This window comes from Rugamonas violacea (genome assembly GCF_016461825.1).
Lineage (GTDB): Bacteria > Pseudomonadota > Gammaproteobacteria > Burkholderiales > Burkholderiaceae_D > Rugamonas.
This window is the reverse complement of record NZ_JAEMNU010000134.1, coordinates 46,667-70,353: the sequence shown is the minus strand read 5'-3', so window position 1 is coordinate 70,353 and position 23,687 is coordinate 46,667. Positions and strand designations below refer to the sequence as shown.

Genomic DNA, 23,687 nt, shown 5'->3' with positions numbered 1-23,687 from the left:
TCTGCTGAATAGTGTTTCACTGCCCGTCTTTGCTCCGCCCCCTGTACGATTACGAGAAATCAGATGACGCGACAACTATCCTGACACAGGGGGCGGACGGCGGCACCTGATCGATTATCCGCAGCGGCCCGGCGACTGGCCTGTGCTGCGTCAAGCCGGCGGCGCGGCCGGCCCGCCGGCCCCATATGGCGGCAAAGCAACACATCCGGCTATTTGCGCGTAGCCCCGAACAGCGCCATGTTAGACTTTCCCGGCAGAAAGAAGCCGCCGCCGACAACGGCCGCCAACAACATTCCTCACGATTGCGATCCTATGAAGCTCAAGACAAAAATGATGTTGTGTATGGGTTTGGTCTTCTTCGTTTTCATCTGCGCCATCGGCGTCGCCCTGGTCGGGATGCAGAACGCCAAGAACCAGTTCTCCAGCTTCCTCGAACAGGACCAGGCGCTGCTGTCGGCCTCCACCAATATGTACGCCCAGGGTTTGCAGATGGGCCAGGCGCTGCGCAACGTGGTGATCGATCCGGCCAATCCGACCGGCTACAAGAATCTGGAGGACGCCGGCAAGGCGTTCAAGGAGCAAAGCGAGATCGCCGGGGAGCTGGCCAAGGCGCGGCCGGCGGCGCAGCAGCTGATTCAGGACGTTAACGCGCTGCGCGAGCGCCAAGCCGCCTTGCACGGCAAGATCCTCGCCGTCGTCAAGGACGACCAGGCCGGCGCCATCGGCGTGCTGAAAAAGGACGAGACCCCGGTTTGGCGCGAAATGCGCACCAAGTTGCTCGACTTCATCAAGGACAAGAACGCCGAGGTCAAGCAGACCAAGCAGGACGTCGTCGACTTCACCCGCAAGATGCTGCTGGTCAGCGTCGGCCTGGCGCTGCTGGCCGTGGTGGTCGGCGGCGGCATCGCCTTCTGGCTGGCCAACAACATCATGCGCCTGATCGGCGGCGAACCGGCCTACGCGGTCGAGGTCGCCAACGAGATCTCCGCCGGCGACTTCTCGCGCCGCGTCGAGACCGACAGCGGCGACTCCAGCAGCCTGTTGTTCCGCATGAAAGAGATGCAGCAGCATCTGGCCGGCATCGTCACGCAGATCCGCTCGGGCACCGAGACCATCGCCACCGCCTCCAGCGAGATCGCCGCCGGCAACCTCGACCTGTCCTCGCGCACCGAGCAGCAGGCCAGCTCGCTGGAGGAAACCGCCTCCTCGATGGAGGAGCTGACCTCCACCGTCAAACAGAACGCCGACAACGCGCGCCAAGCCAACGGACTGGCGGCCAGCGCCTCGGCCGTGGCCAGCAAGGGCGGCACGGTGGTGGCCCAGGTGGTCGACACGATGAGCTCGATCAACGCCTCCTCGCGCAAGATCGCCGACATCATCGGCGTGATCGACGGCATCGCCTTCCAGACGAACATTCTGGCCTTGAACGCGGCGGTGGAAGCGGCCAGGGCCGGCGAGCAAGGCCGAGGCTTCGCCGTGGTCGCCTCCGAGGTGCGCAACCTGGCGCACCGCTCGGCGGCGGCGGCAAAGGAAATCAAGGGTTTGATCGACGATTCGGTGGACAAGGTGGACGCCGGCAGCAAGCTGGTCGGCGAAGCCGGCACGACCATGACGGAGATCGTCGACAGCGTCAAGCGGGTGGCCGACATCATGGCCGAGATCAGCTCCGCGACCCAGGAGCAGACCGCCGGCATCGGCCAGGTCAACCAGGCGATCACGCAGATGGACCAGGTGACACAGCAAAACGCGGCGCTGGTGGAGCAGGCGGCGGCCGCCGCCGAGGCCATGCAGGACCAGGCGGCCCAGCTGGCCCAGGTGGTCAGCGTGTTCAAGCTCGACGAGCGCCAAGCACAGGGGCAGGCGCAGGGCCGGTCCGGCGCGGTCCGGCGTGGCGGCAGCCCCCTCCGGCTGGGTCACTAGGCAATTAATGTCGCCCGCACCGCTCCCCCGCCGGCCGCCCTCGCCGCTTGGCGGAGCGGCCCGCGCCCGGTGCGCCGATTAGGCGAACAGGATCAGGGCGGCGAGCACGGCGATGATGACGCCGAAGTATTGGAAGGGAATCCAGAACAGGGTGTGGCGCTTGCGCAAGATCACGGTTTCCTGGGTTTGCGGGTCGATCAACTCACGGCCCGGCTTGTTGTTCAGGCGCGAACCCAACATCCACACGGCCACACCCGACAACAGCAACATCAAGGCCACCGACCAACCGTGCGAGTGGTAAAAGCCGGCACCCATCACCGCGTCCAGCAGGAACTGGCCGAGCAACACGAAAAGGATGGGGATGAGCGGAACGACGAAACCGAGACCTTGCCAAACAATAAACATATTCTTCCTTGTTCAAAAACACATGAAATGCGGGCGCGCAGATGGCGCCGCCTTGAGTCCCGCGCCAAATATTCAGCAAGCAAGCTTTATTAATTGGCACGATATGGCCGCGCACTTTACCACAATTTGACAACATTGCCCCAGACCAATACGCAATACTGGCGCGCCGCCGCGCTTTGCATAACCCCCAATTTGTCGTTCCCGCCAAAGCGAGAACGACGGGGTTTCCTCCTAAGGGCACTTCGAAAAACCACCAAATTGTCGTTCCCGCGTAGGCGGGAACCCATGCTGAGCCAATGGACATGCGGGGTATAGATTCCCGCCTGCGCGGCGGTCCGCCGATGCGGAATGACGGTTATTCGAGATGGCCCTAAGCTAGTGGTAGACCTGCGTCTGCGCCGTCGGATGCAGCGGCGCCTCGACGGCGAAACGCTTGACGAAGCCGCCACCGCAGTCGACCTCGACCTCCTCGCGCGCCACCAACAACGCGCTGTTGCCCCGGATCACATAGCCTACCTCGTAGCTGTCCGGCACCACCGAATAACGTTCCGGCATGCCATTGCCCAGCACCCAGGTCTTCATGCGCTCCTGCCACACGCCGGCCAGCAGCGCCTGCGGATCGATGCCGCCGGAGCGGTGGGCGCCCAGGCCGCCGCCATTGCCGCGGTAACCCGCGGTGGCGCCGTTGCGGCCATTGCTGTGCGGCGCGGAACTGTCGTCCGCCCGCGGCGCGCTGAAGGCATCGATCAGCTTGTCGATCCGTCGCGTCGTGTCGAGCACCGCCGTCACGTTGGCGTCGTTGTCGAAGGTGATCGCCACCTTGCCCTCGCCCGGCCCGATGACGGGTATGCCGTCGATCAACTGGGTGAACTGCACCACCGTCTCGGTGATGCGCGGCGTGCCGATCTCGCCGCTGCCCTTGGTGCTGCCGCTGCAGTCATACTTGTGCAGCACGCGGTCGAAGGTGATGTCGTTGCGGTCCAGACCGAACTGGCGCACCACGTCGTTGGCCTTGAGCAGCGTCGCGCTCAGCAACAGCTCGTTGCCGCTCTCCAGGTTGGGCTGGCTGAGCTGGGCGTCGTAGGTGCCGTGCGGATCGATCGAAATGCGCCGGCCGCCGTCGGACAGCACGATGATGCCGGCCGGATTGGCCGCCACCTCCTGCGGCAGCGCCAGCTCAACCGGCAGGCGCTCCAGGATGCCGCGCACCAGCTTGCCGCCAACCTGTTCGATGCCCAGCTGCGCCGTGGCGATGCGTTCCGGCACCTTGTGGTTGCGCGCCCGCGACGCCAGCGCCAGCGAGGCGGCGTAGTACCAACGCCAGTGCCAGTAGTCGCGGCTCACCGCGCCCCAGTTGAACAGGCGCCCATGGCGGCGTAGAACACGCCGTTGCCGTCCATCGCGCCGTGGCCGGAATGGTAGACCGCCATCACCGCGTCCATGCCGTATGTATCCTGCCAGTTGTCGTACTGCTCGTAGTAGGCCCAGGGCGCCACGCCGGCGTCCTGGTACCAGAAGTTCGCCGCCTGGAATTGTTGCACGTAGTTGAGCCAACCGCCGGCGTCCTCGTGCGTATAGCTGAGACTGCTTGCCGCAGCGAATTTTTCGACGCTGAACGCGCCGTAATAGTCCGTCGACACGACGGCGGCGCGGGCCTTGCCCCGTGGCGTCTCGGCCGGCTGCAAGGGGTTGCCGGCCTGGCCGTCGAACAGCACGCGCAGTTCGCCGATCTCGTCCTGGTCCGACAATAACCCCGCCGACAACTCCCGGCCGCCACCGCCCACATCCGCCGATTCTGTATGTGTCTGCATGTCTTACTCCTCTCAAACAGGTGAAGTGTTTGGTCGGAATCTGGACGCCACGTATGCTCGACACCGACACGAGCCGGCCCGGCCGCGCGTTCAAGCTCCGCCGCGACGCCGCGACATGCGACGTCACATGCTTCGACCCGCCGGCGCGATGGACGTTCCGGGGAAATTCACCGCGACGCGGGCGCCGCAAAGACACCGCATCAACGAGCCCGCGTGCCAATAGCGCAGCCGCCGCTGACGGCGGTACGAGCCGTCAGGCTTGTACCAGGTCGCCCGACGGCGCCTTGGCCGGCACTGCCTGGGCCCGCGCCGCGCTGGCGACGGCCGTGCTGGCCGCCGCCTGGTTGGCCGGCCGGATGTACGGACGCTCCCCCAGTCCTTTCGGGCCATCGCCGGAGACCGCGTCCGCCGGCATCAGACCGAAGGCACCGGCGATGGCGTTGCAGCCCTGGATGTAGACCCACAGTACGCCGGACAAGTCATTGCGTTGATAGTCCGTCCCGGCGGTCAGGCTATTGTCCAGGTGCGCGCCGATCCGGCCGCAGAACTTGGCCCATACCTGCTCGTTGACCGGGTTCGACTGGCTGTCCAGACCAACCAGCCGATATTCGCTCGGCGTCCAGACCCCGCCTTCGCCGATGGCGTCGCCAAAATCGGCCACGACGGCGTTTTGCTTGCTGATCCAGCTACCCTGCTGCCCTTCGATGAAGGTGCCGTGGGCGTTCAGCGAGGAATGAATGACGGCGCTGGACGTGCCGGGGGTGAAACTCACCTGATCGGGCGTCCAGTGGCTGGCGTCGCCATGCGATTCGGTACACACGTCCAGCACCTGTGGATTGCCCGGGTCGTTCGAGATCCGGATCGTCACCCGTTCCAGGTCGCCCTGGTGGCGCGCATAATCGTACAGGATGCATTCATAGTCGTTGCCGAAGATCGGAATGTGGACGGTCTGGCAGCCGTTGAAGCCGAAGAAGAGCAGGTAGGTGATTTCGGTGTAGTCCGAAAAATTCTGCACTGCGTAATACATCGGCGCGTTCAAGCCTTCGCCGGTAAAGGCTGCCTCGTTGATATTCAGGTGGTACTGGCCAGCGTAGTGATTGGCCATGTCCTGCTGGGTTGGGTTGTCGATGTCACTTGGCTGCCAGTCCCAACCATCTTGCGAGCAACTGGCCCACAGCTGGCGGATATGGCCGCCCCCCGAGGAGCTCGGCGTCGAGTCGGGATACACCATGCACAGGGTCTGCCCCAGCACGGCGAGCGCGGGGACCGAGGTGAACTGGTTCCCCAGTGGGTTCACGGTCCAGCTCACACCATCGGTCGAGGTGGAGACGAACATGTCGGAACTGTCCGAATCCGAATAGACAATCCACAAGGCGCCATTGAAGGTCGCCAGTGCCGGAATCGAGCTGGTCTGCTTGGGGATGGGATTGGTCGTCCACTTTACGCCATCCGGCGAGGAAGCGCAGTACAGCTCGGAGCCGTCAGAACTGCTGTAGACCAGCCAGAGCGCGTTGTTGTACACCGTTACGGCCGGAACCGAGGTGTTGCCCGGGACTTCCCAGCAATTCCAGCTCTGGGCCCCATCGCTGGACGTGGTGATGTACAGCTGGGAGCTGTCATTGCCGGTATAGACGATCCACAAGCTGCCCATGAACGAGGTCAGGATGGGATACACGGTGGCCTGGTTGGGGATCTGGCCCATGTTTGTCCAGCTGACGCCATCGGCCGAGTAAGCCACGCAGATATTTTCGTTGTAGGTGTAAGCCATCCAGAGTTTGCCGTCGCTGTGGGCCACCAGCGAGGGGTTGATGCCGCCGCAGCTGTTGATCGGCTGCGACCAGTTATTGATGCCGTCGGGCGAGGAGCTGACCCAGATGTTGTCGTTGAGGTCCTGATACGCAAGGTAGAGCACGCCGTTCATCTGAGCGTAAGCGGGAATGGGCTGATTGCTGCCATTGTCCCCGGCGATGAATTGGTTGGGAATCTGCACGGCGGGATCGGCTTGCAGCGTGGCGTTCGCCAGAATATGCTCTATCGAACACGGCAAGAAAATTTCGTCGGGGTGGAACACGATGGTGGGCGCGAATTGCCGCACCAGGTTCAGGGGAAGCGGTGAACTGGCATTGGCGTTCGGTGATTGGACGGGCATGGCTTTCTCCGGAAGGGCATTGCGGTCGAGGCCACCCTCTCGGCATGATGGCGAAGCGCACGTCATGTGGGTGACCATGGAGCCACTGTAGGCAAGACCGCATCGCAGCGTCAGTATCATTACGGTTACAGCGATATCTGACTTCGGCGATACGCTCGGTCCACAGCGGCCCGCCCTGCCACAGGCGGAGAAGGCGACCTTGGTGGCGCTTAGCCCGGTTTGTTGTGCACCTGCGGATCGTGCGCCAGGGGCTTGCCAATGATCCATTGCAGTGTTACGTCGAACTGTCCCGGCTTTGAATCGACATCGGTGCAGACCAGGACGCGCCGGTCGACCGAAATGGAGTAGCTGCTCAGCTGCGGATCGGAGCGTTTCCGCGAAGTCGTCATGCCGACAAAAAGGACGTCCTCCGGTGTCGCGGCGTCCAGGCCAAAGCGGATCACGCTGTCACGCATGGGGACCTCGATCATCAGAGTCGGGTGTCCGTTGTACGTCACGTTGTAGTCGCCTGCATTGCAGACCGGACCGGCGCATTTCGTGACGTTGACTTCAACGCTCAGAAAGACCGGGACGTCAATCGAGGGAGTGCGGGAAGGAGACATGGTTTTGCTTTCATCGTTGGTGTAAAAGGAACTGCCGGTAAGCCGCGTCGCGATAGCCCATGGCCGATAGCCGGGCCATGGATGCAGCGGCAAGGTCGGAATGGCCCAGGCACGAGAGGGCGCGTACCCAGGGGTCAAGCACCTTGAAACTGCTGCCGCGCTCCGCAGCCGATCGCAATCGGTCGCGCGCGGCAAGGCAGCTGGCGCGTTCGCCGTCATGCTCACCGCGCGCCGCCAGCAGCCGGGCTTGCGCAAGGTGGTTGATCGCCAGGGTGACCGTGCTGCTTTGATCCTCGGGGTCGCGCAACAACTGCGCAGTCAGACTGGTCCGTGCAAGGGCGAGCAGGTCGCCGGCGGCATCGTGGCGTGAACGCTCGAGCAATGCCAGGGCATAACGCGTGCGCGCCGTTGCCACCAGCTTGGTCCATACATCGTTCTCCGGATCGCGTTGCGCCAGCGCGGCGCTGCGCTGTTCCACGCCGCTCAGCGCGGCCAGTTCGGCCTCGCCAAGGGTGCTGTGGGTGCGGATGCGCAGCTGTTCCAGTTGCACATAGATCAGTGCGCGCTGCCATTCACTGTTGCCCGGTTCCAGCAGCAAGTTGCGGGCCAGGAGCTGGTCGGCGAGCGCGTAGTCGTGCAATGCGGATTGATCGTCGCCGAACGCCGCCAGCAGCAGCGCGCGATGCTGCAAGGCGTCGGCGCGCTGCTCGGCCAGTTTGCTGTCCGCAGGGCGGGCCGCATGCATGGCGGTGATGATGCTCAGTTCGCGCTCGTAGTAGGCGAGCGCGTCTTTAAGGCGCCCGTCCGTCAGGCACAGTTCGCCCAGCCAGGACAGGCTGTCCGCAATATCGGCCGACAGCTCACGGTCCTCCGGCCGGCGCGCCTGGGCCCGTGTCTTCAAGTCGAGCGACGTGGTGAACGCCCGGTTCGCCGCATCGAGATCGCCGGTGCGGTACGCCAACGTTCCGAGATTGTTGTACGCATAGGATTGCTCGATCCAGGTCGCCACGTTGTCCGGATCGAGCGCGTGCAGGCGGTCGGCATAGACGCTGTACAACAGAAAGTACTTGCGCGCTTCCGGCAAGGCGCTTCTGTCGAGCTCGATTTTCCCGAGCCAATAGGCGTTCGTCCCCAGCAGCTTGAGCAACTCGGCGTCGCCGGGGCGGGCGCTCAGCGCCGGCTCAAGCAGGCGGCCGGCCGCGCTGAACGCGCTAATGGCGGCGCGCAGGTCGCCGCGCGCCAGGCGCACCTCGCCGATCACCTGCAAGGCCTTGGCGCGCTGCAGGACGCCCGACGGGGCGGTGTCGCCGCCGTGGTCGCGCGTCAGATGAGCGAGCGCCCTCGTGCTGACGCCGTCCAGCAGGTCCAGCCGGCCCAGCGGACGCAGTTTTTCCACCAGCTCGCCCAGCATGAATTGCACCAGCCCTTCCGCATCCACGCGGCGCTGTTCGGCGGCATTGCGCGCCGCGCCCGCCATAACGCCGAGCACGGCGGACAGCGTGGCCAGGGTCAAAATCAGTGCCATGGCCGTCATGCGGATGCGCGCGCGCGAACGCGCCCGTTGATGCGAGGCCTGCACCAGGGCCAGGCCGCGCTCCCCCAGCGCCAGATCGCCGCGGACGAGCATGGCGCGCACCTCGTCCAGCTGTTGCCCCGGCGGCAGCAAGAGGTCCACGGGACGATTGGCGCCGATCCAGCGTTCGGCCAGTGCGGCGGTGCGCGCACGGATCAACAAACTGTTGCGATGTGAAGCGATCCATTCCGTCGCACGCGGCCAACGCCGCAACAGGGCCTCGTGGGCGACCCGGAAGCCCGCCACCGATCCGACCAGTTCGCTGACCAGCAGCCGTGCCTCCACCAGGGCGCTGACCAGCTTGCGCTGGTCCTCGTCGTGCAAATCGGCCCAGCGCGCGCTGCAGCTGGTGACGGCGTCGGTGGTGGCGGAGACCGTCACGATCAGCGCCAGCACGCGCGGCAGCGCCGCTCGCTGAGCCGGGTCGAGCGCGGCAATCACTTCTTCTGCACGCCGTCCGATCGCCCCGTCGACACCGCCGAGGTGGGTGAAGACCGCGTACGCCAGTTCCCCGTCCGCGCTGCGCTGACGATACAGTTCCTGCAAAGTGTATTGCAGCAAGGGAAGCGCGTCAGGGCTGCCGCTCACGCTCTGACACAGGACGTCGTCGAGGCGCGCGCCGCTTGCCTGGTCGACGCCGAACCTGAGCCGGGCGGCCTGAGCTGGCAAGCGGATGATGCGCGCCAGCTCGCTGCTGTCCGGGCGTGTGATGTCCACGTGGGCGCCGTTCGGCTTGCCACGCATGAGTGCCTCATACTCCGCGATGCGGGGGTAGAAATCATTGCGGCAAGCAAGTACGAGGATCACTTGAGGACTGGCGGCGAGGACGTCGATCGCGTGGACCATGGCGCTCCGTTCGTCCTCGCTGACGCTGGGGAGGGCGAAGAGCGCTTCGAAGCGGTCGAGAAACAAACCCAGTCGCCGTGCCGGCGCCGGCCAGCGCGTGGCCAAGCGCGCGGTCAGGGATGCGGGCGCGCTGGCCAGCAGTTTTCCCAGTGAATCGGCGCTGGCGCCGTGGAACACCGGTTCTTCTCCGTCCTGCCAGTCCAGCATCGCGCTGCCCAGTTCGACAAACAGCCGCCCGGGCGCGGGCAAACCGAGATCGAGTGACGTGAACGACAGGCCGGCGCGGTCGTCCGCGCCCCGCTCCAGGGCCGGCACCAACGACGCCTGAATCAGCGACGTCTTGCCGCACCCGCTAGGTCCAAGCACGATCACCAGGCCATGAGCCGATCCGGCCTGGGCGTGGACGGCGTCGAGCAGGCGGCGGCTGTCCGCCTCCCTGCCGAAAAATACGGCCGCGTGGCGGGCTTCAAACGCTTCCAGGCCGCGAAACGGGGATTCTGCCAGCCAGGCAGTTGTCTGTTCGTCGCGCGTCACGGCAGCGATCGCGCGATAGCCGCGTTTGCGTATGGTTTCGATATACGTCGGCGTACCGGCTCGATCGCCGAGCAACTTTCTCAGCTGGGTGATCGTTTTGTGCACCTGATTGTCGCCGTGCAATGTGCTTCCCCAGCACCGCTCCAGCAATTCCTCCGCGCTCAGGACATTACCCGCGTTGCTGCACAAGGCCACCAGGACATCCATCGCCTTGGGTTCCAGCTGGCGGCTGACCTCACCTTGCTGAATGGAGTTGCTGGCCTGGGCGACGCGCCAATCGCCAAACAAAAAAGCCGCCGGCTTCAACCTTTCCGGGCGCCGTTCAGGTTCGGTTTGCATATGCAGAACAGCAGAAAATACTGAATGAAATCATATGCTTGGAAAAAGGAAGACTATCGGAAGGTCAGTTTCGCCGGCGCCTTGTAGAGTCTAACCCAAGCATCGATGCAAATGCATCCTTACTAATCTTTCTTTTTTTGCATTCATGTCAGAGAGTGAAAAATGCAACACTGTTCATTGTTCTCACTACCGTCTCAAGGCTACGCCGCAGTGGCGCGCGCCAACGCGGCGGACCGGGATATCGACGACGGCGAGGCCTGCGCGATACGCCTTTCGCTGCAACAATTGTTGGCGAGTATAAATTTTTCCAAAGCCCAAAGAATGTCCCGGCTGATCACCTTCCTGATCGAAGCGGAGCTGATGGGCGAAACCGCAAGCCTATGTGAGTACGCCGTGGGGATGGAAGTGTTTGACCGCGACGCGAGGAGCTACAGCACCTGTGAGGACCCGATCGTGCGCGTGCAGATGGGGCGGCTGCGCGAAAGACTGGCCCACTACTACGCACAGGCCGGCGCGGCCTCGGCATACCGCTTTTCCGTGCCCCTTGGGAGCTATCGCCCCATCATCGCCCGCGTGACGCCGGGGGGCAAAGCGCTAGATGAGGCAATGCTGCTGTCTGTCGTGCCCTTGGTGAATTGCAATCCTGGGAGGGACGCGAGCGCATTCACGCAAGGATTGAACGAGGAACTCGCATTCCGCCTGTTCCACGCTTTTTCCCATCGCATCGTCCCGAACCACTTCGCGCAGAGCCAGGCATTGACCGGGAAGGCCCGGAAAATCACCCATGTGCTTGAGGGAAGCGTGCGCGCCGCCGCCGCCGGGGCGCGTGTTTCTCTGCGCGTGATCGATGTTGCGGCCGGTTGCATGTCCTGGTGCGAGCAATTTGATCGCGACGGTCCTTGCGATTTGGCGGGGCAAGAAGCGCTTGCCGGCATGGCATGTTCTGCCCTGCAGCTATGTTTTTTTGAGACGTCGCTTTGACCAGTCGGGCCTAAAAACCTGCCACCAGCCGGCCTGACCAAGTGAAATTCCGGCGTCAGCCACGACCGGCGAGTGCTGGCCGCTGGCATTGACGCCGCCGCGCCACGCCCCGATAGGTGTCGCGTCATTTCAGGTGCATGGTTCGTACCGAGGGCGCAGCAAAGACACCGCATCAACTAGCGCGCGTACCAGTAGCGCGCATGTTGCTGGCGGTAGGCCGCCACATCGAGCTCGGCGCCGAACGCCAGCGTGACGGCGCCGGCCTCGTCGCTGCGCAATCGCCGCACGCCCAGCACGCCGTAGCGCTCGAACACCTCGGCCTTCGGATGGTGGTAGCGGTTGCGGTAGCCGACCTGGAACAGCGCCAGCTCGGGCCGCACCGCCAGCAGGAACGGCAGCGTCGACGAGGTGCCGCTGCCGTGGTGCGGCGCCAACAACACGTCGGCGCGCAGCCGGTCCGGCGCGCGCGCCAGCAGCGCCGCCTCCTGCGCCGCCTCGATGTCGGCCGCCAGCAGCATGGCGCGGCCGCCGGCGCTGATGCGCAGTGTGCAACCGCGCGCGTTCGGCTTGAGCCCGACGTCGGCGTAACTGTCGGCCAGCGGATGCAGCACCTCGAAGCGCACGCCGTCCCAGCTCCAGCCCTGCCCCGCCACACATGGCGCGTGGCGCGGCGCCGCGCGCACGATGGCATGGTCCGCGCTCAGCGAGGACAGCAGCCAGCCGACCCGCACGCCGCCCAGCACCGTCAACGCGCCGCCGGCATGGTCGATGTCGCTGTGGCTGACGACCATGCCGTCCAACTCGGCGATGCCGCGCGCCCGCAGGTACGGCAGGATCACCCGGTTGCCGCCGTTCGACTCGGGCGAATACGTCGGCCCGGTGTCGTACAGCAGCCGGTGGCCGGCCGTCTCGACCAGCAGCGCCATGCCCTGGCCAACGTCGAGCGCGGTGACCCAGAATTGGCCGGCGGGCGGCCGCGCCGGCGTCGCCGTCAACAGCGGAATCCAGCTCAGTAGTCCAAGCCAGCGGCCCGGCCAGCCGCGCGGCGCCAGCAGCCACAAGGTGCCGAGCATGGCCCAGCCGAACAACCACCACGACGGCGTCGGCGCGCACCACACCGCCAGTTCCCAGCCACTGAACCATTGCAGGCAGGCCGCCAACGCCTGCACCAGCCAATGCGCCAGGCCCAGCACCGGCACGGCCAGCGGCGTGGGCATCACGCTGCCCAGCAGCGCCAATGGCGTCACCACCAGACTAACCAGCGGAATCGCCACCGCATTGGCGAGCGGACTGACCAGCGACACCTGGGCGAACAACAGCATCGTCAACGGCACCAATCCGCAGGTGACCACGTATTGGGTGTGCGCGCCCAAACGCAAAGCCAGCCAGGCGCGCCGCGCCCGCGTTCGCGCCAGTGCGGCGGCGGGCGCCAAGCCGGCCGTGGCCATGGCCGCGTCGTCGATCCGCTCGAGCGTGCGGCCCACCGTCGCGTACATGATCAGCGCCACCGCGCCGAACGACAGCCAGAAGCCCGGCCACAGCACGGCCCACGGGTCGAGCAGCACCACCAGGCCGAGCGCCGCGCAGAGCACATGCGAGACGCTGGTGATCCGGTCCAGCCACAACGCGACGGCCACCACCGCCAGCATGTACAAGGTGCGCTGCGCCGGCACGCCAAAGCCGGCCAACAGCACATACAACAAGGCCACGCCGGCGCCGGTCAATGCGGCGACCTTCTGCGCCGGCAGCCGCAGCGGCAGTTGCGCATGCGTGAAGAAGGAGCGCCGCCAGAGCGCGGAAAGCGCCAGCGCGGCCAAGCCGGCGACCATCGTGATATGCAAACCGGAGATGGAAATGAGGTGGCCTATGCCCGTACGGTTGAACACCTGCCAGTCGGACTGGGCGATGCCGCGCTGCTCGCCCACCACCAGCGCCACCAACACGCCGGCGTATTCGCGCCCCGGCAAGGCGGTCAGGATACGCTCGCGCAGCGCGTCGCGGCAACGCTCGACCGCGTTGCCAACGCTGGCCACGAAGCCGTCCAGCCGCCGGTTGCCGCCCGCCGGCCGCACATAGCCGGTGGCGCGCACGCCCTGCTCCAGCAGCCACACCTCGTAATCGAAGCCATACGGGTTGGCATTGCCGTGCGGCCGTTGCAGGCGCACCGTCAGCCGCCAGCGCTCGCCGGGCCGCACCGCGCCGACCTGGTTGACCACGCCGCGCTGGCCGGCATACCACGACAAGGCCACGCGCGGCGGCACCAGCGCCGCACCGCCGACCACACTCTCAACCTTGAACTGGAAGCGCACACCGTCGCTGAAACGATAGGGCAGATTATCCACCACGCCGATCAAGGTCAGGTCGCGCCCCTCGTCGGCGGCGGCCAGCTGCGGCGCCAACGCGCGCGCCGCCAGCAGCGCGGCCCAGCCGAAACCGAGCATGAGGCCGGCGGCCAACGCCAGCAGGCGGCGCGGCGGCAGGCGGCGCGGCGGCAGCGCCATGCGCCGCGCCGGCGGCCCGCCCGGCGCATATGCTGCCAACAGCGCGCCGGCCAACGCCAACCCTCCCCCCGGCAGCAACCAGGGAAACTCCGGTAGGGCCGCCTGCGTTTGCAGCCAGGCCGCGCCGGCGACAAAGCCGAGTATCGCTATCCGCATGCTTGCGCCCGCTCGCCTCCATGATTGGCAACAGCAGCCATGCTACGCATGCCCGCGACCGGCGGGCGGATCCGCTGCGGCCGGCTTGACATCGCTCAGTCACCGATGATGCATTTCCCGCTTCGTTGGAGAGGATTTCCTCGCGGCCGCCCTCATGCAACGGCGCCTCGACGGCCGCCTGCGGGTTGCCGTCCGTCCCTCAAATTTGCTTTCTGCGTTCTCGATGTGGCGGTCTGTCGCAATCCACGAAACCGAAGAAAGAAATCATGTATTGTCAATCTTTCGTTCTCAACCAAGTTCAGGAAACCCATGCGTCGCTTATCCGTTTGCATTTTGTTTGTGGCTGGCGTTCATGCCCAAGTATTCGCGGCTGAACCCCATACATCGGAATTTTCTCCCAGTACGCTGAAACTGGCGAGGGGGCAAATAAACGAGGTGTTGGTACTCGGTACACCGCATTTATCGCAATTGCCAAAGTCGTTCGACGCGGGCCAATTAAGTCTGCTGAATGAGCGCCTGTCAAATTGGCAACCAAAGGCCATCGCGATAGAAGAGATTTCCGGCTTGCAGTGCGCTTACTTGCGAAGCTACCCACAGCGCTACAGCGACACGGTCAAATCCTATTGCCAGGATACTTCGGCCGCCAAAGCCGCAACTGGCCTTGATACTGTCGAGGCCATGGCGCAGGCCGAGCAGCTCCTGAGCGTCTTGCCGGCATCGCCATCTGCCGCTCAGCGGCGTACGCTGGCGTCCTTGTTTCTGGCCGCCGGCGAACCCGCCTCGGCAACGGTGCAATGGCTACGCCTGCCAATGAACGAACGACGCGTCGGCGACGGCTTAAATGAACGGTTGGTGGCGACGCTGCATTCGCTGCGGGTGCGGCGTGACGAGACTTATCTTATCGCCGTGCCGCTCGCGGCGAAAAGCGGACACGAACGGGTGTACACAATGGATGACCACACCGCCGATAAGTCCGAAGCTGACGAGAAAGCATATGGCGAAGCCATTATGAAAGCCTGGGACAATCCATTTACGGCGGAACGCAAGCGAATCGCCGTCACGCTACAAAGTCATCTAGATACGCCGGCAGGCGTTCTGGCGATGTACCGCGCCCACAATGAGCGGGGCGTCGCCGGCCTGGTTTTCAAAAGCGATTTCGGTGCGGCTCTCGAAGAACCCTCTCCTCAACATTTTGGTCGTGCTTACGTCGCATATTGGGAAGCGCGCAATTTGCGCATGGCGTCGAACATTCGAGAAACGATGAGCACACCCGGCATGCGTACTTTGGTTATCGTTGGCGCCTCGCATAAAGCGTATCTGGAAGCATACTTGAATCAAATGCATGACGTACGTGTCGTCAGTACGGACGACACATTGCGCTAAGGAAGCGCTGAGCAATTCATCTTTTTAGCCAAGTCGCCATATTCGAGCTGCCTGGAGCTGCCTGGAGCTGACCGGCAAGCCGCAGCCGGCATCAACGGCCCCCGCCAGGGCCGCCGCTTGCCGTCGGCAGTTCCGGCGCCACGCCCACTGGATGGGCGTTTTCTGGCGGGTGGTAGTCGCGCGACATGCTATCGATATTGCGACGCTCGCCAGCTACGTCGCGTTCCGGGTGCGTCGTGGCTTGGCGATACACGGCGTTCTTCTTGCACTGCTCCGGATTGTTCGCGAAATAGATGTAGTCGATCGGCAGTCCCAGTTCCTTCTCTTTCTGCGCCCGCGTGCGATCGTTGGTCAGCACAATGTCCGACATCACCACATTCTCGCCCCTGCGAGCGCGCTCCCCGACCTCGTGCAAGTCCGGCCAATAGCGCCCGATGTCATCATACTCGTGGTAGCCCAGCGCCGTGCATTCGTTCTGCTTGGTCGACTTGCCGCTGCCCGGCAATCCGACCATTGCCACCACCCTGCCCTTGCTCGGATTCGGGTTACATAGCGCCCGGTTGCGATAGTGCACGGGCGTCTCAGCGTACAACTGCTTGATTTGCTCGCGGACCGAGTCCATGTCGCGGATGGTCGGGCAGGACGGCAGCTCTGCCCGCAGCTGCTCCATGCGGCTGTCCAACCGTCCCATTTCGGCGCGGCGGAACTCGACGGCGCCGTCGGTCGCCGTGCAATTTCCCAGGCTGAGGCCGGACGATGCGCTGCCGACGGCAGTTCCCAACGGTCCGCCGGGGCCGGGTTCGGCCGGCAAACGCGCCCTGTCCCGTCGCGCCACCGGACTGCCGGACACCGGCGCCAGCATCGCGCTCAAGGCCAAATAGAACACCAGATAGTGCATGAGCCCCCAGGTCTGCGGCGCACTGGGGCTGGCGGCCCCGCGCGGCGGCGGCTGGCGCCGCGCCGCCCGCGCGCTGGTTTTTTTGGGCGGCGCTTCCTGTTGCCTGCGTTGCTCCTTCTGGAATCGCATCTGAGTCTTGTTCGACTGCCGGCTTTGCCGGTCCTGCCCGCGCCGGCTCATCTGCAGCACGCTCATCCCGACACCGACACCGGCACCGGCCACACCCGACGGCGGAAGAACACTCGCCGGCGCGGCACGCAATTGCGCCAGCGCTGCCCTCGGTATCGACCCAGGCCTCGCGCGGTCAGCTGTTGCCGGAGCGATCAGCGATCCGGGCCGCAGTATCGCGTGTGGCCAGCCGCTCGCCGGAACGCGCACCGCTGCGGGTGCGGGTGCGGGTGCGGGCGGACGGAAAGGCGAGACGCCAATCGGCTTGCCCAAGGCGGGGGCCAGTTTGGCCTGTAGAGGCCCAACGCCGGCTGCCGCTCGAAACGCTGGCGGTATCGGCGGCAACGCGCCAGGCCCGCGTGTCTGCCGAGGTACGAGCGAGCGATGAGGCGCCAGTGCCGCTGCGAGTGCTGGTGCTGGTGCTGGTGCTGGTACTGGTGCTGGTGCTGGTGCGGCAGTGGATGGAGGCGGACGCCGGGCCAGTTGCGCGCCGGCCGGCGCCATCGTTGCCGATTTCGCTTGCAGGGTGCGGATGGCGGACGGTGGCCGGAACACCGCCGGAACAGCAAGCACGCCACCTCCGCTGGCACGTTGTGCCAGGCCGCCCGCCGCTGGCGGCGGCGGCTTGAATACAGCTGGGGGGCGAACCGCCGCAACGGCCGGCGACAACACGAGCATATTTTTTGGCGACGGCGTCATCACATCATCCTCCAACGTTCGACCGTCAGGCTACCACGTTTTTTCTACTCAAAATACCGTCCGAGAAAACTCTCCCGCCCCGCCGAGGATTTACGCTCCGAGATCCGCCTGCCGCTTCCGGCTAGCGTGATGATATGGCCGCCGACGCGGCCACGCGGCGGCGTATCCATCGCCCTCCGCTTAGGCGATCACGCCGCCCATCGCGCCGGCGCGGCATCATCCACCATCAACCACCCGTCAGGAGAACCCATGAAAATTCAAACAGTCAACGACAGCAGCGCCCCGGCCGCCTCGGTCAGCGTCAGCGTATCCAACAAAGGCGTCAGCTTCGGCTCGTATTTGGCGGCGGCCACTGCGGCCGAATCGGGGCCGGCGGCCGAGCTGGCGGCCTACGCCAAAATGACCCCGGCCCAGCGCATGCGCGCGGCGGCATTGGACTCGATGGGTCTGAAGGAAAGCGACGTAGCGAACATGCCGCCGGCCGCGCGGCAAAACATCGAGGAGAAAATCGCCGCCAAGATCAAGGAAAAGCTGGACGCCGAGATCCAGAAGAAGGCGCTGAAGATCGGCTAAGCGCCCGCTCTGAAAAAGCGCTTGACCTCAAGTTGACTTGATGTTTTACAGTGGCCTCTGTCCGGTGTGGCACTCCGCTCACACCGATCCACCGCAACCACAGAGGCCCCATGAGCAGCTCGCATCCATCGCACACCTTCAGCAATCCCCCCGGCCTGTACGACCCACGGCCAAACGGCTACAGCCACGTCGTCGAGGCGAGCACGCCGGCCCGGCTGATCTATGTCGCCGGCCAGGGCGGCGAGAACCAGCTCGGCGAGCTGTCGCCCGACTTCGCCGAGCAGGTGGGCCAGGCGTTGGCGAATCTGCGCACCGCGCTGGCGGCGGCCGACGCCACGCCGGCCGACGTGGTCAAGCTCACCGCGCTGATCGTCCACCACAGCGAGGAGCGGCTGGCCGTCTTCAGCGCCGCCGTGCGCGCCATCTGGGGCGAGCGGGCGCCGGCCTGCACCTTGATTCCGGTACCGCGCCTGGCGCTGCTCGGCATGCTGTTCGAGATCGAGGCCACCGCCGTCGCGTATAAGGCAAACCAGGTGTGGTAGCCGCCACGACCGCCACTTGACGAGGATCGCGTCTTCCACCGCACCTAGCCGAAGGTGGCGGCCAACCATCCCTGATAGTTGAACATATACAGTTCAATCATCGAAATAATCAGCACAGAAAATCCGGCGGCGCCTTTGGTGGGCGGCATGGGCGGAATCGGCGTATGCCTGAGTAGGCTCTTGGCGGAACTGAACACCCACGCAAATTCCGGCATGGCCACTGCCAGTAAAAAGCCCGACCAGATATGCGCGAAGGTTTCATATGTCCCCGGAACCGTCAACACATGCCCGCTGACAAAAAACCTTCCGATACCAAACAAAGCACTTATGAATATAAGAAAAACGATCATGTCGACGTCCGCAGGCGATGGACCTTCATTTTTTCGTCCTTTGAAAAGTGAGCTTGACATTGGATCGGCAGGGGCAGATACTTTTCAAAAAAGTAACACACTGACACTGGCCTTGTAAAGCGTAAGAAATACTATTTCACGGAGTGCATCATGATGCGTAACGTTGTAATAACCTCGCCAGTGCAGCCGATCGGTGGCGTTTCCCCGGATATTTACTCATGGGACAAGTCGAGCAAGGGCATGCGAATGATCATGAGCTTTCTGCATCATCCCGCACTCGCTTTTCTGGAGGCAAATCTTCCGGTGAAAGTTTTACACTATCCCACCTGGGAGGATTTTTGCAAGAGCTTGAATCCGCTGCCGGACGTGTTGGGTATCTCTTTTTATATCAATGAAACAGAACAAGCGCTCGCCATGGCGCGCCATGCCCGGAAATTGGGGGTGAAAGAGATCTGGGCCGGCAATTTCGGCTCCTATACACCGGAAATTGTGAGCGAATTCGATCACGTGGTGCAGGGTTGGGGTGAAGCCAAGCTCGCGCAAATCATGGGCCTGGAGCCGGACGTCAACACCAAACTGATCCATCCCGAAATCTATGGCGTGGTCGGCACCAATCTATTTCCCCGCATGCTGTTCTCAGGCACCTTGTTCACCTCCCGCAGTTGCCCGTTCACGTGCAATTTCTGCCAGACGCCAGACTTCTATGGCCGAGCGACCATGGTCCCCCTGGAAGAGATCGAACGCATAGTGTGGACCTACAAAAAAAGAGGCGTGAGCGGAATCAATATTCTGGATGAAAATTTCGGTACATTCAAGCAACATGCCCAAGAGGTTGTCAAAATTCTGCATAAGAACAATCTCAGGTGGGTGGCGTTGACGCGGGTCGACACCTTAAGAAAAAATTTCGAATTCTGGCATGAACATGGCATGTTCGGCGCCCACTTGGGTATTGAAAGCCTGAATGATCGTTCACTAAGCGGGGCGTCGAAACGGACCGATCAACATAATAATTTGGACATGCTCAAGTTGCTGGGCAAGCATAATATGTTCGCGCAAATATTCTACATACTTGGATTCGAAGAAGACACGCCGGAATCCATTAAGGAGGATATACAACTGCTGGCGGAACAGGATTTCGATGTGGCACAAATTCAAGTGTTGACGCCCTACCCCCGCACCGAGCAACGCCGCCTGATCGAGCAAAAATATGGTATTTTTGAATTCGATCTACGCAAATACAATTCAAGAAATCTGGTATGGAACCATCCCAACATCAGCCCGGTACAAATGAAAGAGTTGCAGGAATGGGCGAACAACTTGATATGCACGCAGAAACGGGTACGCCGAAGCATGAGCAAACTTGGCCTGTATCATGGCCGCGCCCGCATGGGCCTGGAAGGCATTTCCATGTTGATGAAGCAATTCGGCGGCGAACACGGCAAGCTGCACAGAGAATATCAAGTAAAACTGGCTGCCACCCGGCAATGGGCAAAATCCGGCTGGTTCGCTTACGAGGAACAACAGGCGAGCAATACCCTGAGTTTGTCGAGTGCCATGGAAACCACATCGAAACTGCTCCGGTCAGCGACAATCCCAATTAAAGTGCAGCAATAAGGGAACTTCGAAAAACCACCAAATTGTCGTTCCCGCGTAGGCGGGAACCCATGCTGAGCCAATGAACATGCGGGGTATAGATTCCCGCCTGCGCGGCGGTCCGCCGATGCGGAATGACGGTTTTTCGAGTTGCCCATAAGTCTTGGACAGCCAGGCGGCAAGCTGCATTACTGCACTTTCAAGTAATCGAGCAAGTCCAGGCGCTCCTCTTTGCTCAGCGGCTGCAGGGTCGTTTCACCTCTGACGATTGCGACCGTGCCGTATTCGTGGCCGGCGTTGCTGTTGCCGGCCAATCGCGTGTCGAAGGTGAAGCCCTGGTAGCCGTCGCTTTTCAAGCCGACCTTGACCGGGTCGAATTCGCGCGATCCAACTTGAAATTTGCCCGGCCGGCACTCCGCGTCCTGGTCGCCGGCCGGGCATGCCGCCGGCAGCAGCAAATCGTACAACGTGGGCACCGAGCCGTTATGCAGGTAGGGCGCCGTGGCCCAGATGCCGTTCAGCGCGCGGCCTTTGTAGGCCCGCAGCGACGCGTACGGACTGATGGTGGTGTCGATCACGTAGTTGCCCTGCTTGTTGGACGGCTTGATTTCGTTGCTGAGAAAAGCTCTCACAATGTTGACCAGCCATTCGGCCCAGCGTTGCACGAAGGATTTGTCGGGATCGCGCGTGTTCAGCACATTGGTGGTGGCCTTGGTCAGCAGGGCCGCGATCGGCGCCTTCTTGTCGAGCAGGATGCTGCCCACCCCTGCCCCCACGTAGCTGTTGCGCAGGATGCCCGAATAGCCCAGGTATTGGACGCTGTTGTTCGCCATGGTCGGATCGGTGCCCACCTCTTCCACCTTCGACATATAGGCGACGATGCGGCGGGCCGGGGAGCTCCGTTCGATGCCGGCGTGGCAGCCGACGCAATGATTGTTGAAGAGGCGCTCGCCGCGCGCCACCCGCGCCGCGTCGACCGAGCCGGCACCGAACACTTTGACCGGCCACTGGGGCGACTGCAGCGAGACCAGATGGTTCTCAATGCGGCGCAGGTTGTCGGCGTTGACGGAGGAGTTGAAGTGGGTGGTCTGGCGCTTGAGGCCCTGCCCGGCCAGCAGCGACACCAGCGAATACTCGCTGCCGTCCTGCCATTCGAGCGAGCCGAACACGCCGATCACCTCGCCGGTATTGCGCCCCAACGGGCCGAGGCCGGCATTGTTGCCGAGACCATTCCATTGCACCACGTCATGCTGCGGCACGTCCCACAGGAAAGGGTAGCTGACGGGCGCGTCGGCCTTGATGAACAGTTCACGCTTCAGCCAAGCGATATCGCGCGGTTTCTTCGCCACGCGCAGGATGACCTGGTCGCGCTGCGCCGAGCTCAGCGTTTCCCCCACGCCCTGCAGCGCCACGGCGATTTCCTCAGGTGTCAGGATGTTGCGCAGCACCGCTTCCAGTTGGCTGCGGTTGAGCAGGTGTTCGAGCAGGCGGTTATAGATGCGGCCAAACGCATCCAGGCGCGCGTAGCCGTAATTGGTCGCGCTGCGGTTGATGACGTTGTAGCTCACCAGGCGCTGGGTGTAGGTGGCGATGTCCTTGACGACCTCGTCCGCGCTGGCATAGGCGCCGCGCGCCAGCACGGCCTTGACGAAGCGTTGCTGGACGGCGGCATCGTCGCGCGCCGCCGTCATCGCCTTGGTCAGCGCGTCGAGGAAGCCGACCATGTCCGCGCCGCCCGGCCCGCCGTCGATGCGCATGCCCAGCCCACGGTAATTGATCTGCCCGGTGTGGCAAGCGGCGCAGGTCAGGCCAACGTAATTCTTGTTCAGGTAGCCGTCTTTGACGAAGCCGACCGGCAGCGCGTCCGGATTGGACGCCGTGGCCCGCTGCGGCAGGTAGCGGTAGTTGTTCATGTTCTCGTTGGCGCGGAACAGCTTGGTCGAGCCGGGCTGTTCGAGCGCCATGAAGAAGTCGTACGGCAGCAGGTCGGAGCCTTGGGTGGTGCTGTAGAACCATAGGCTGTCCTCGGGCTTCCAGTTCTGCTCGAGATAGGTCACCTCGGTGAAGCTGTCGCCGAACACGTCCTGCGCGACGATGGCCGCGCCGCGCCCCGGATCGGTATCCGATGCCTCGCGCACATTGAGCAGCACCACAACCAGCGGCGGCAGCAGCACGATCAACAGCAGCGCCAGCGCGATGCGCGCCGGCCAGGACTTCAATGCGCGTGGGACAATGTTCATTGACTTCGCCGTCAAATTCGATTTATGCAACACCGCCGCTTTTGGTGCCACTCCGCCAACCGCTTAAAGCATAGCATCCTGCCCATACGAAAAATGCGCGCTTTGTCACAGCTGACAGGCCGCGAATTCGAACCTTTCAAGCTCATGCGGCCGCCGCGGCGGCCCTCTCGTTGGCCGGCCGAAGCGGACACACCAAGGGCAGGAACTGTTGCTGGCGCGCCGAATAGGCCATCAAGGCGCCGCTCTCGATGTCGAAGTACCAGCCGTGCAGCTTGAGCTGGCCCTGCTCGACGCGGCGCTTGATCCACGGGTAGGTCAGCAGGTTGTCGAGCGATAGCAGGATGCTGGCCAGCTCGCAGGCCTTGTGTTGCTGCTCCGAGCTGCGGTGCGCCAGGTCGCGCCGCACGCGCTGCGCCACCGGCTCGGCGATGCGCATCCACTGGCCGACGAAGTCGGTCTCGGCGACCGGCTCGCGCGGCGCCATCAGCGCGCGGATGCCGCCGCAACGGGCGTGGCCCAGCACGATCACCCGCGCCACCTCCAGGTTGCAGACGGCGAACTCGATGGCCGAGCTGACCCCGGCCGAGGCCGTCGGCGTGCATTCCGGCACCAGGTTGGCGATGTTGCGCACGACGAACAGGTCGCCGGGGTCGCCGCCCATCAGCAGTATCGGGTCGACCCGCGAGTCGCAGCAGCCGATCAGCAGGGTGCCGGGCCGTTGGCCGGCGCGCAGATTGTCGTACAAGGTCTGCGACTCGCTGAAGTACTGCTGTTGAAAACGGCTGAAGCCGTGGACGAATTTTTCGATGTCTTCCATGATGGTTCCTTGCTAGGTGTCGCCCCGGCCGGCGTCGGCGTCGTGACGCCGGGCCGGCTGTGGCGAGGTGTCGTCGGCGGCGGCAGCGGCGGCGGCGGCGGCGACCTCGGCGCAGGCGATTGGCGCCCTGCTGCGCCGGCGCTCGCGCGCCGCGTCCAGCGCCAGCACGGTGGCGCCGCCCTGCGGCGCCTGCCCTGCCCGCGTCGGGCTCCGGGTGTCGACGCCGATATCGTTGATGGCGCCGACGATCTGGCCGATCCGCGCCAGGCTGTGGTTCATCTCATCGAGCGAGGCGCGCAGCCGGCGCGCCTCGACGGCGGCACTGTCGCCGCACACGCCGCCCGCCTCGCGCCAGGCCTGCCGCAGCGGCCGCACGACGCTGCGCTGCAGCAGCAGGCCGGCGGCGATCGACAGCAGCACGCCGGCGCAAACGGCGGCCAGGCATACGATGCGCGTGCCGGTGCCGGCCTCCACGCCGCCGGCCAGCACGATCAAGCCGGCCGCGCCGCCGACCACCAGCAACACGGCCAACAGGCCGGCGGCGAAGAGTAGCCGCATGCGGCTGTTCAAGGGCTTGAGCATGGTGTACTCCACAAAGAGGCCGGCG

18 protein-coding genes are annotated in these 23,687 nt (G+C 64.0%); 6 read left to right on the top strand and 12 right to left on the bottom strand.

The annotated features are described in order from the left end of the window. Positions 1–312 precede the first annotated feature (312 nt). Positions 313–1,920 carry a methyl-accepting chemotaxis protein gene (locus H7U20_RS30820; RefSeq protein WP_199761937.1) on the top strand — a complete coding sequence of 536 codons (1,608 nt, stop codon included), beginning with the start codon at positions 313–315 and terminating at the stop codon, positions 1,918–1,920. 78 nt (positions 1,921–1,998) lie between these two features. Here the strand turns inward: H7U20_RS30820 and H7U20_RS25420 are convergent, their stop codons facing one another. The 6 genes from H7U20_RS25420 to H7U20_RS25395 all read right to left on the bottom strand — a co-directional run bounded on the left by H7U20_RS25420 (position 1,999) and on the right by H7U20_RS25395 (position 10,179). Then, positions 1,999–2,325, bottom strand: coding sequence for a hypothetical protein (locus H7U20_RS25420; protein ID WP_199761936.1), 327 nt, complete (start codon positions 2,323–2,325; stop codon positions 1,999–2,001). Positions 2,326–2,700: 375 nt separating this feature from the next. Next, positions 2,701–3,669, bottom strand: a complete 969-nt coding sequence (locus H7U20_RS25415; RefSeq protein ID WP_199761935.1) for a hypothetical protein — start codon at positions 3,667–3,669, stop codon at positions 2,701–2,703. Next, positions 3,666–4,136 carry a hypothetical protein gene (locus H7U20_RS25410; protein ID WP_199761934.1) on the bottom strand — a complete coding sequence of 157 codons (471 nt, stop codon included), beginning with the start codon at positions 4,134–4,136 and terminating at the stop codon, positions 3,666–3,668. Before H7U20_RS25410 ends, H7U20_RS25415 begins: the two co-directional genes overlap by 4 nt. Before the next feature lie 253 nt (positions 4,137–4,389). Continuing rightward, positions 4,390–6,285: a Vps62-related protein gene (locus tag H7U20_RS25405; protein WP_199761933.1), complete on the bottom strand. Its 1,896-nt coding sequence runs from the start codon at positions 6,283–6,285 to the stop codon at positions 4,390–4,392. Positions 6,286–6,494: 209 nt separating this feature from the next. Beyond that, on the bottom strand, positions 6,495–6,887 hold the full coding sequence (locus tag H7U20_RS25400) for a hypothetical protein (protein WP_199761932.1): 393 nt from the start codon (positions 6,885–6,887) through the stop codon (positions 6,495–6,497). Positions 6,888–6,897: 10 nt separating this feature from the next. Further along, positions 6,898–10,179 carry an nSTAND1 domain-containing NTPase gene (locus H7U20_RS25395; RefSeq protein ID WP_199761931.1) on the bottom strand — a complete coding sequence of 1,094 codons (3,282 nt, stop codon included), beginning with the start codon at positions 10,177–10,179 and terminating at the stop codon, positions 6,898–6,900. 162 nt (positions 10,180–10,341) lie between these two features. Between H7U20_RS25395 and H7U20_RS25390 the strand changes: the two genes are divergently transcribed. Further along, positions 10,342–11,160 (top strand): hypothetical protein, encoded by an 819-nt coding sequence (locus H7U20_RS25390; RefSeq protein ID WP_233411075.1) that lies wholly within the window; start codon positions 10,342–10,344, stop codon positions 11,158–11,160. Positions 11,161–11,336: 176 nt separating this feature from the next. Here H7U20_RS25390 and H7U20_RS25385 read toward each other — a convergent pair whose 3' ends face one another. Further along, the gene (locus H7U20_RS25385) at positions 11,337–13,817 is read right to left on the bottom strand and encodes a DNA internalization-related competence protein ComEC/Rec2 (RefSeq protein WP_199761929.1); all 2,481 of its coding nucleotides are present in this window, start codon (positions 13,815–13,817) and stop codon (positions 11,337–11,339) included. A gap of 309 nt (positions 13,818–14,126) precedes the next feature. Between H7U20_RS25385 and H7U20_RS25380 the strand changes: the two genes are divergently transcribed. Continuing rightward, complete coding sequence (locus H7U20_RS25380; RefSeq protein ID WP_199761928.1) at positions 14,127–15,200, top strand: DUF5694 domain-containing protein; 1,074 nt, start codon at positions 14,127–14,129, stop codon at positions 15,198–15,200. 91 nt (positions 15,201–15,291) lie between these two features. On the opposite strand, the gene H7U20_RS25375 is transcribed toward H7U20_RS25380, so the two are convergent. After that, complete coding sequence (locus H7U20_RS25375) at positions 15,292–16,293, bottom strand: ATP-binding protein (RefSeq protein WP_199761927.1); 1,002 nt, start codon at positions 16,291–16,293, stop codon at positions 15,292–15,294. 921 nt (positions 16,294–17,214) lie between these two features. Between H7U20_RS25375 and H7U20_RS25370 the strand changes: the two genes are divergently transcribed. Both H7U20_RS25370 and H7U20_RS25365 read left to right on the top strand, forming a co-directional pair. Next, the gene (locus tag H7U20_RS25370; RefSeq protein WP_199761926.1) at positions 17,215–17,538 is read left to right on the top strand and encodes a hypothetical protein; all 324 of its coding nucleotides are present in this window, start codon (positions 17,215–17,217) and stop codon (positions 17,536–17,538) included. A 110-nt stretch (positions 17,539–17,648) separates the two neighbouring features. Then, complete coding sequence (locus tag H7U20_RS25365) at positions 17,649–18,080, top strand: RidA family protein (RefSeq protein ID WP_199761925.1); 432 nt, start codon at positions 17,649–17,651, stop codon at positions 18,078–18,080. A 44-nt stretch (positions 18,081–18,124) separates the two neighbouring features. On the opposite strand, the gene H7U20_RS25360 is transcribed toward H7U20_RS25365, so the two are convergent. Beyond that, a complete protein-coding gene (locus H7U20_RS25360) occupies positions 18,125–18,430 on the bottom strand; it encodes a hypothetical protein (protein ID WP_199761924.1) in 306 nt (101 codons plus the stop codon). A gap of 150 nt (positions 18,431–18,580) precedes the next feature. On the opposite strand from H7U20_RS25360, the gene H7U20_RS25355 reads away from it, so the two are divergent. Continuing rightward, positions 18,581–20,044, top strand: a complete 1,464-nt coding sequence (locus tag H7U20_RS25355) for a B12-binding domain-containing radical SAM protein (protein ID WP_199761923.1) — start codon at positions 18,581–18,583, stop codon at positions 20,042–20,044. Positions 20,045–20,211: 167 nt separating this feature from the next. On the opposite strand, the gene H7U20_RS25350 is transcribed toward H7U20_RS25355, so the two are convergent. The 3 genes from H7U20_RS25350 to H7U20_RS25340 form a co-directional block, all read right to left on the bottom strand. Continuing rightward, on the bottom strand, positions 20,212–22,263 hold the full coding sequence (locus H7U20_RS25350) for a di-heme-cytochrome C peroxidase (RefSeq protein ID WP_199761922.1): 2,052 nt from the start codon (positions 22,261–22,263) through the stop codon (positions 20,212–20,214). Positions 22,264–22,405: 142 nt separating this feature from the next. Next, complete coding sequence (locus H7U20_RS25345; protein ID WP_199761921.1) at positions 22,406–23,080, bottom strand: carbonic anhydrase; 675 nt, start codon at positions 23,078–23,080, stop codon at positions 22,406–22,408. Positions 23,081–23,092: 12 nt separating this feature from the next. Then, on the bottom strand, positions 23,093–23,662 hold the full coding sequence (locus H7U20_RS25340; RefSeq protein ID WP_199761920.1) for a hypothetical protein: 570 nt from the start codon (positions 23,660–23,662) through the stop codon (positions 23,093–23,095). Positions 23,663–23,687 lie beyond the last annotated feature (25 nt).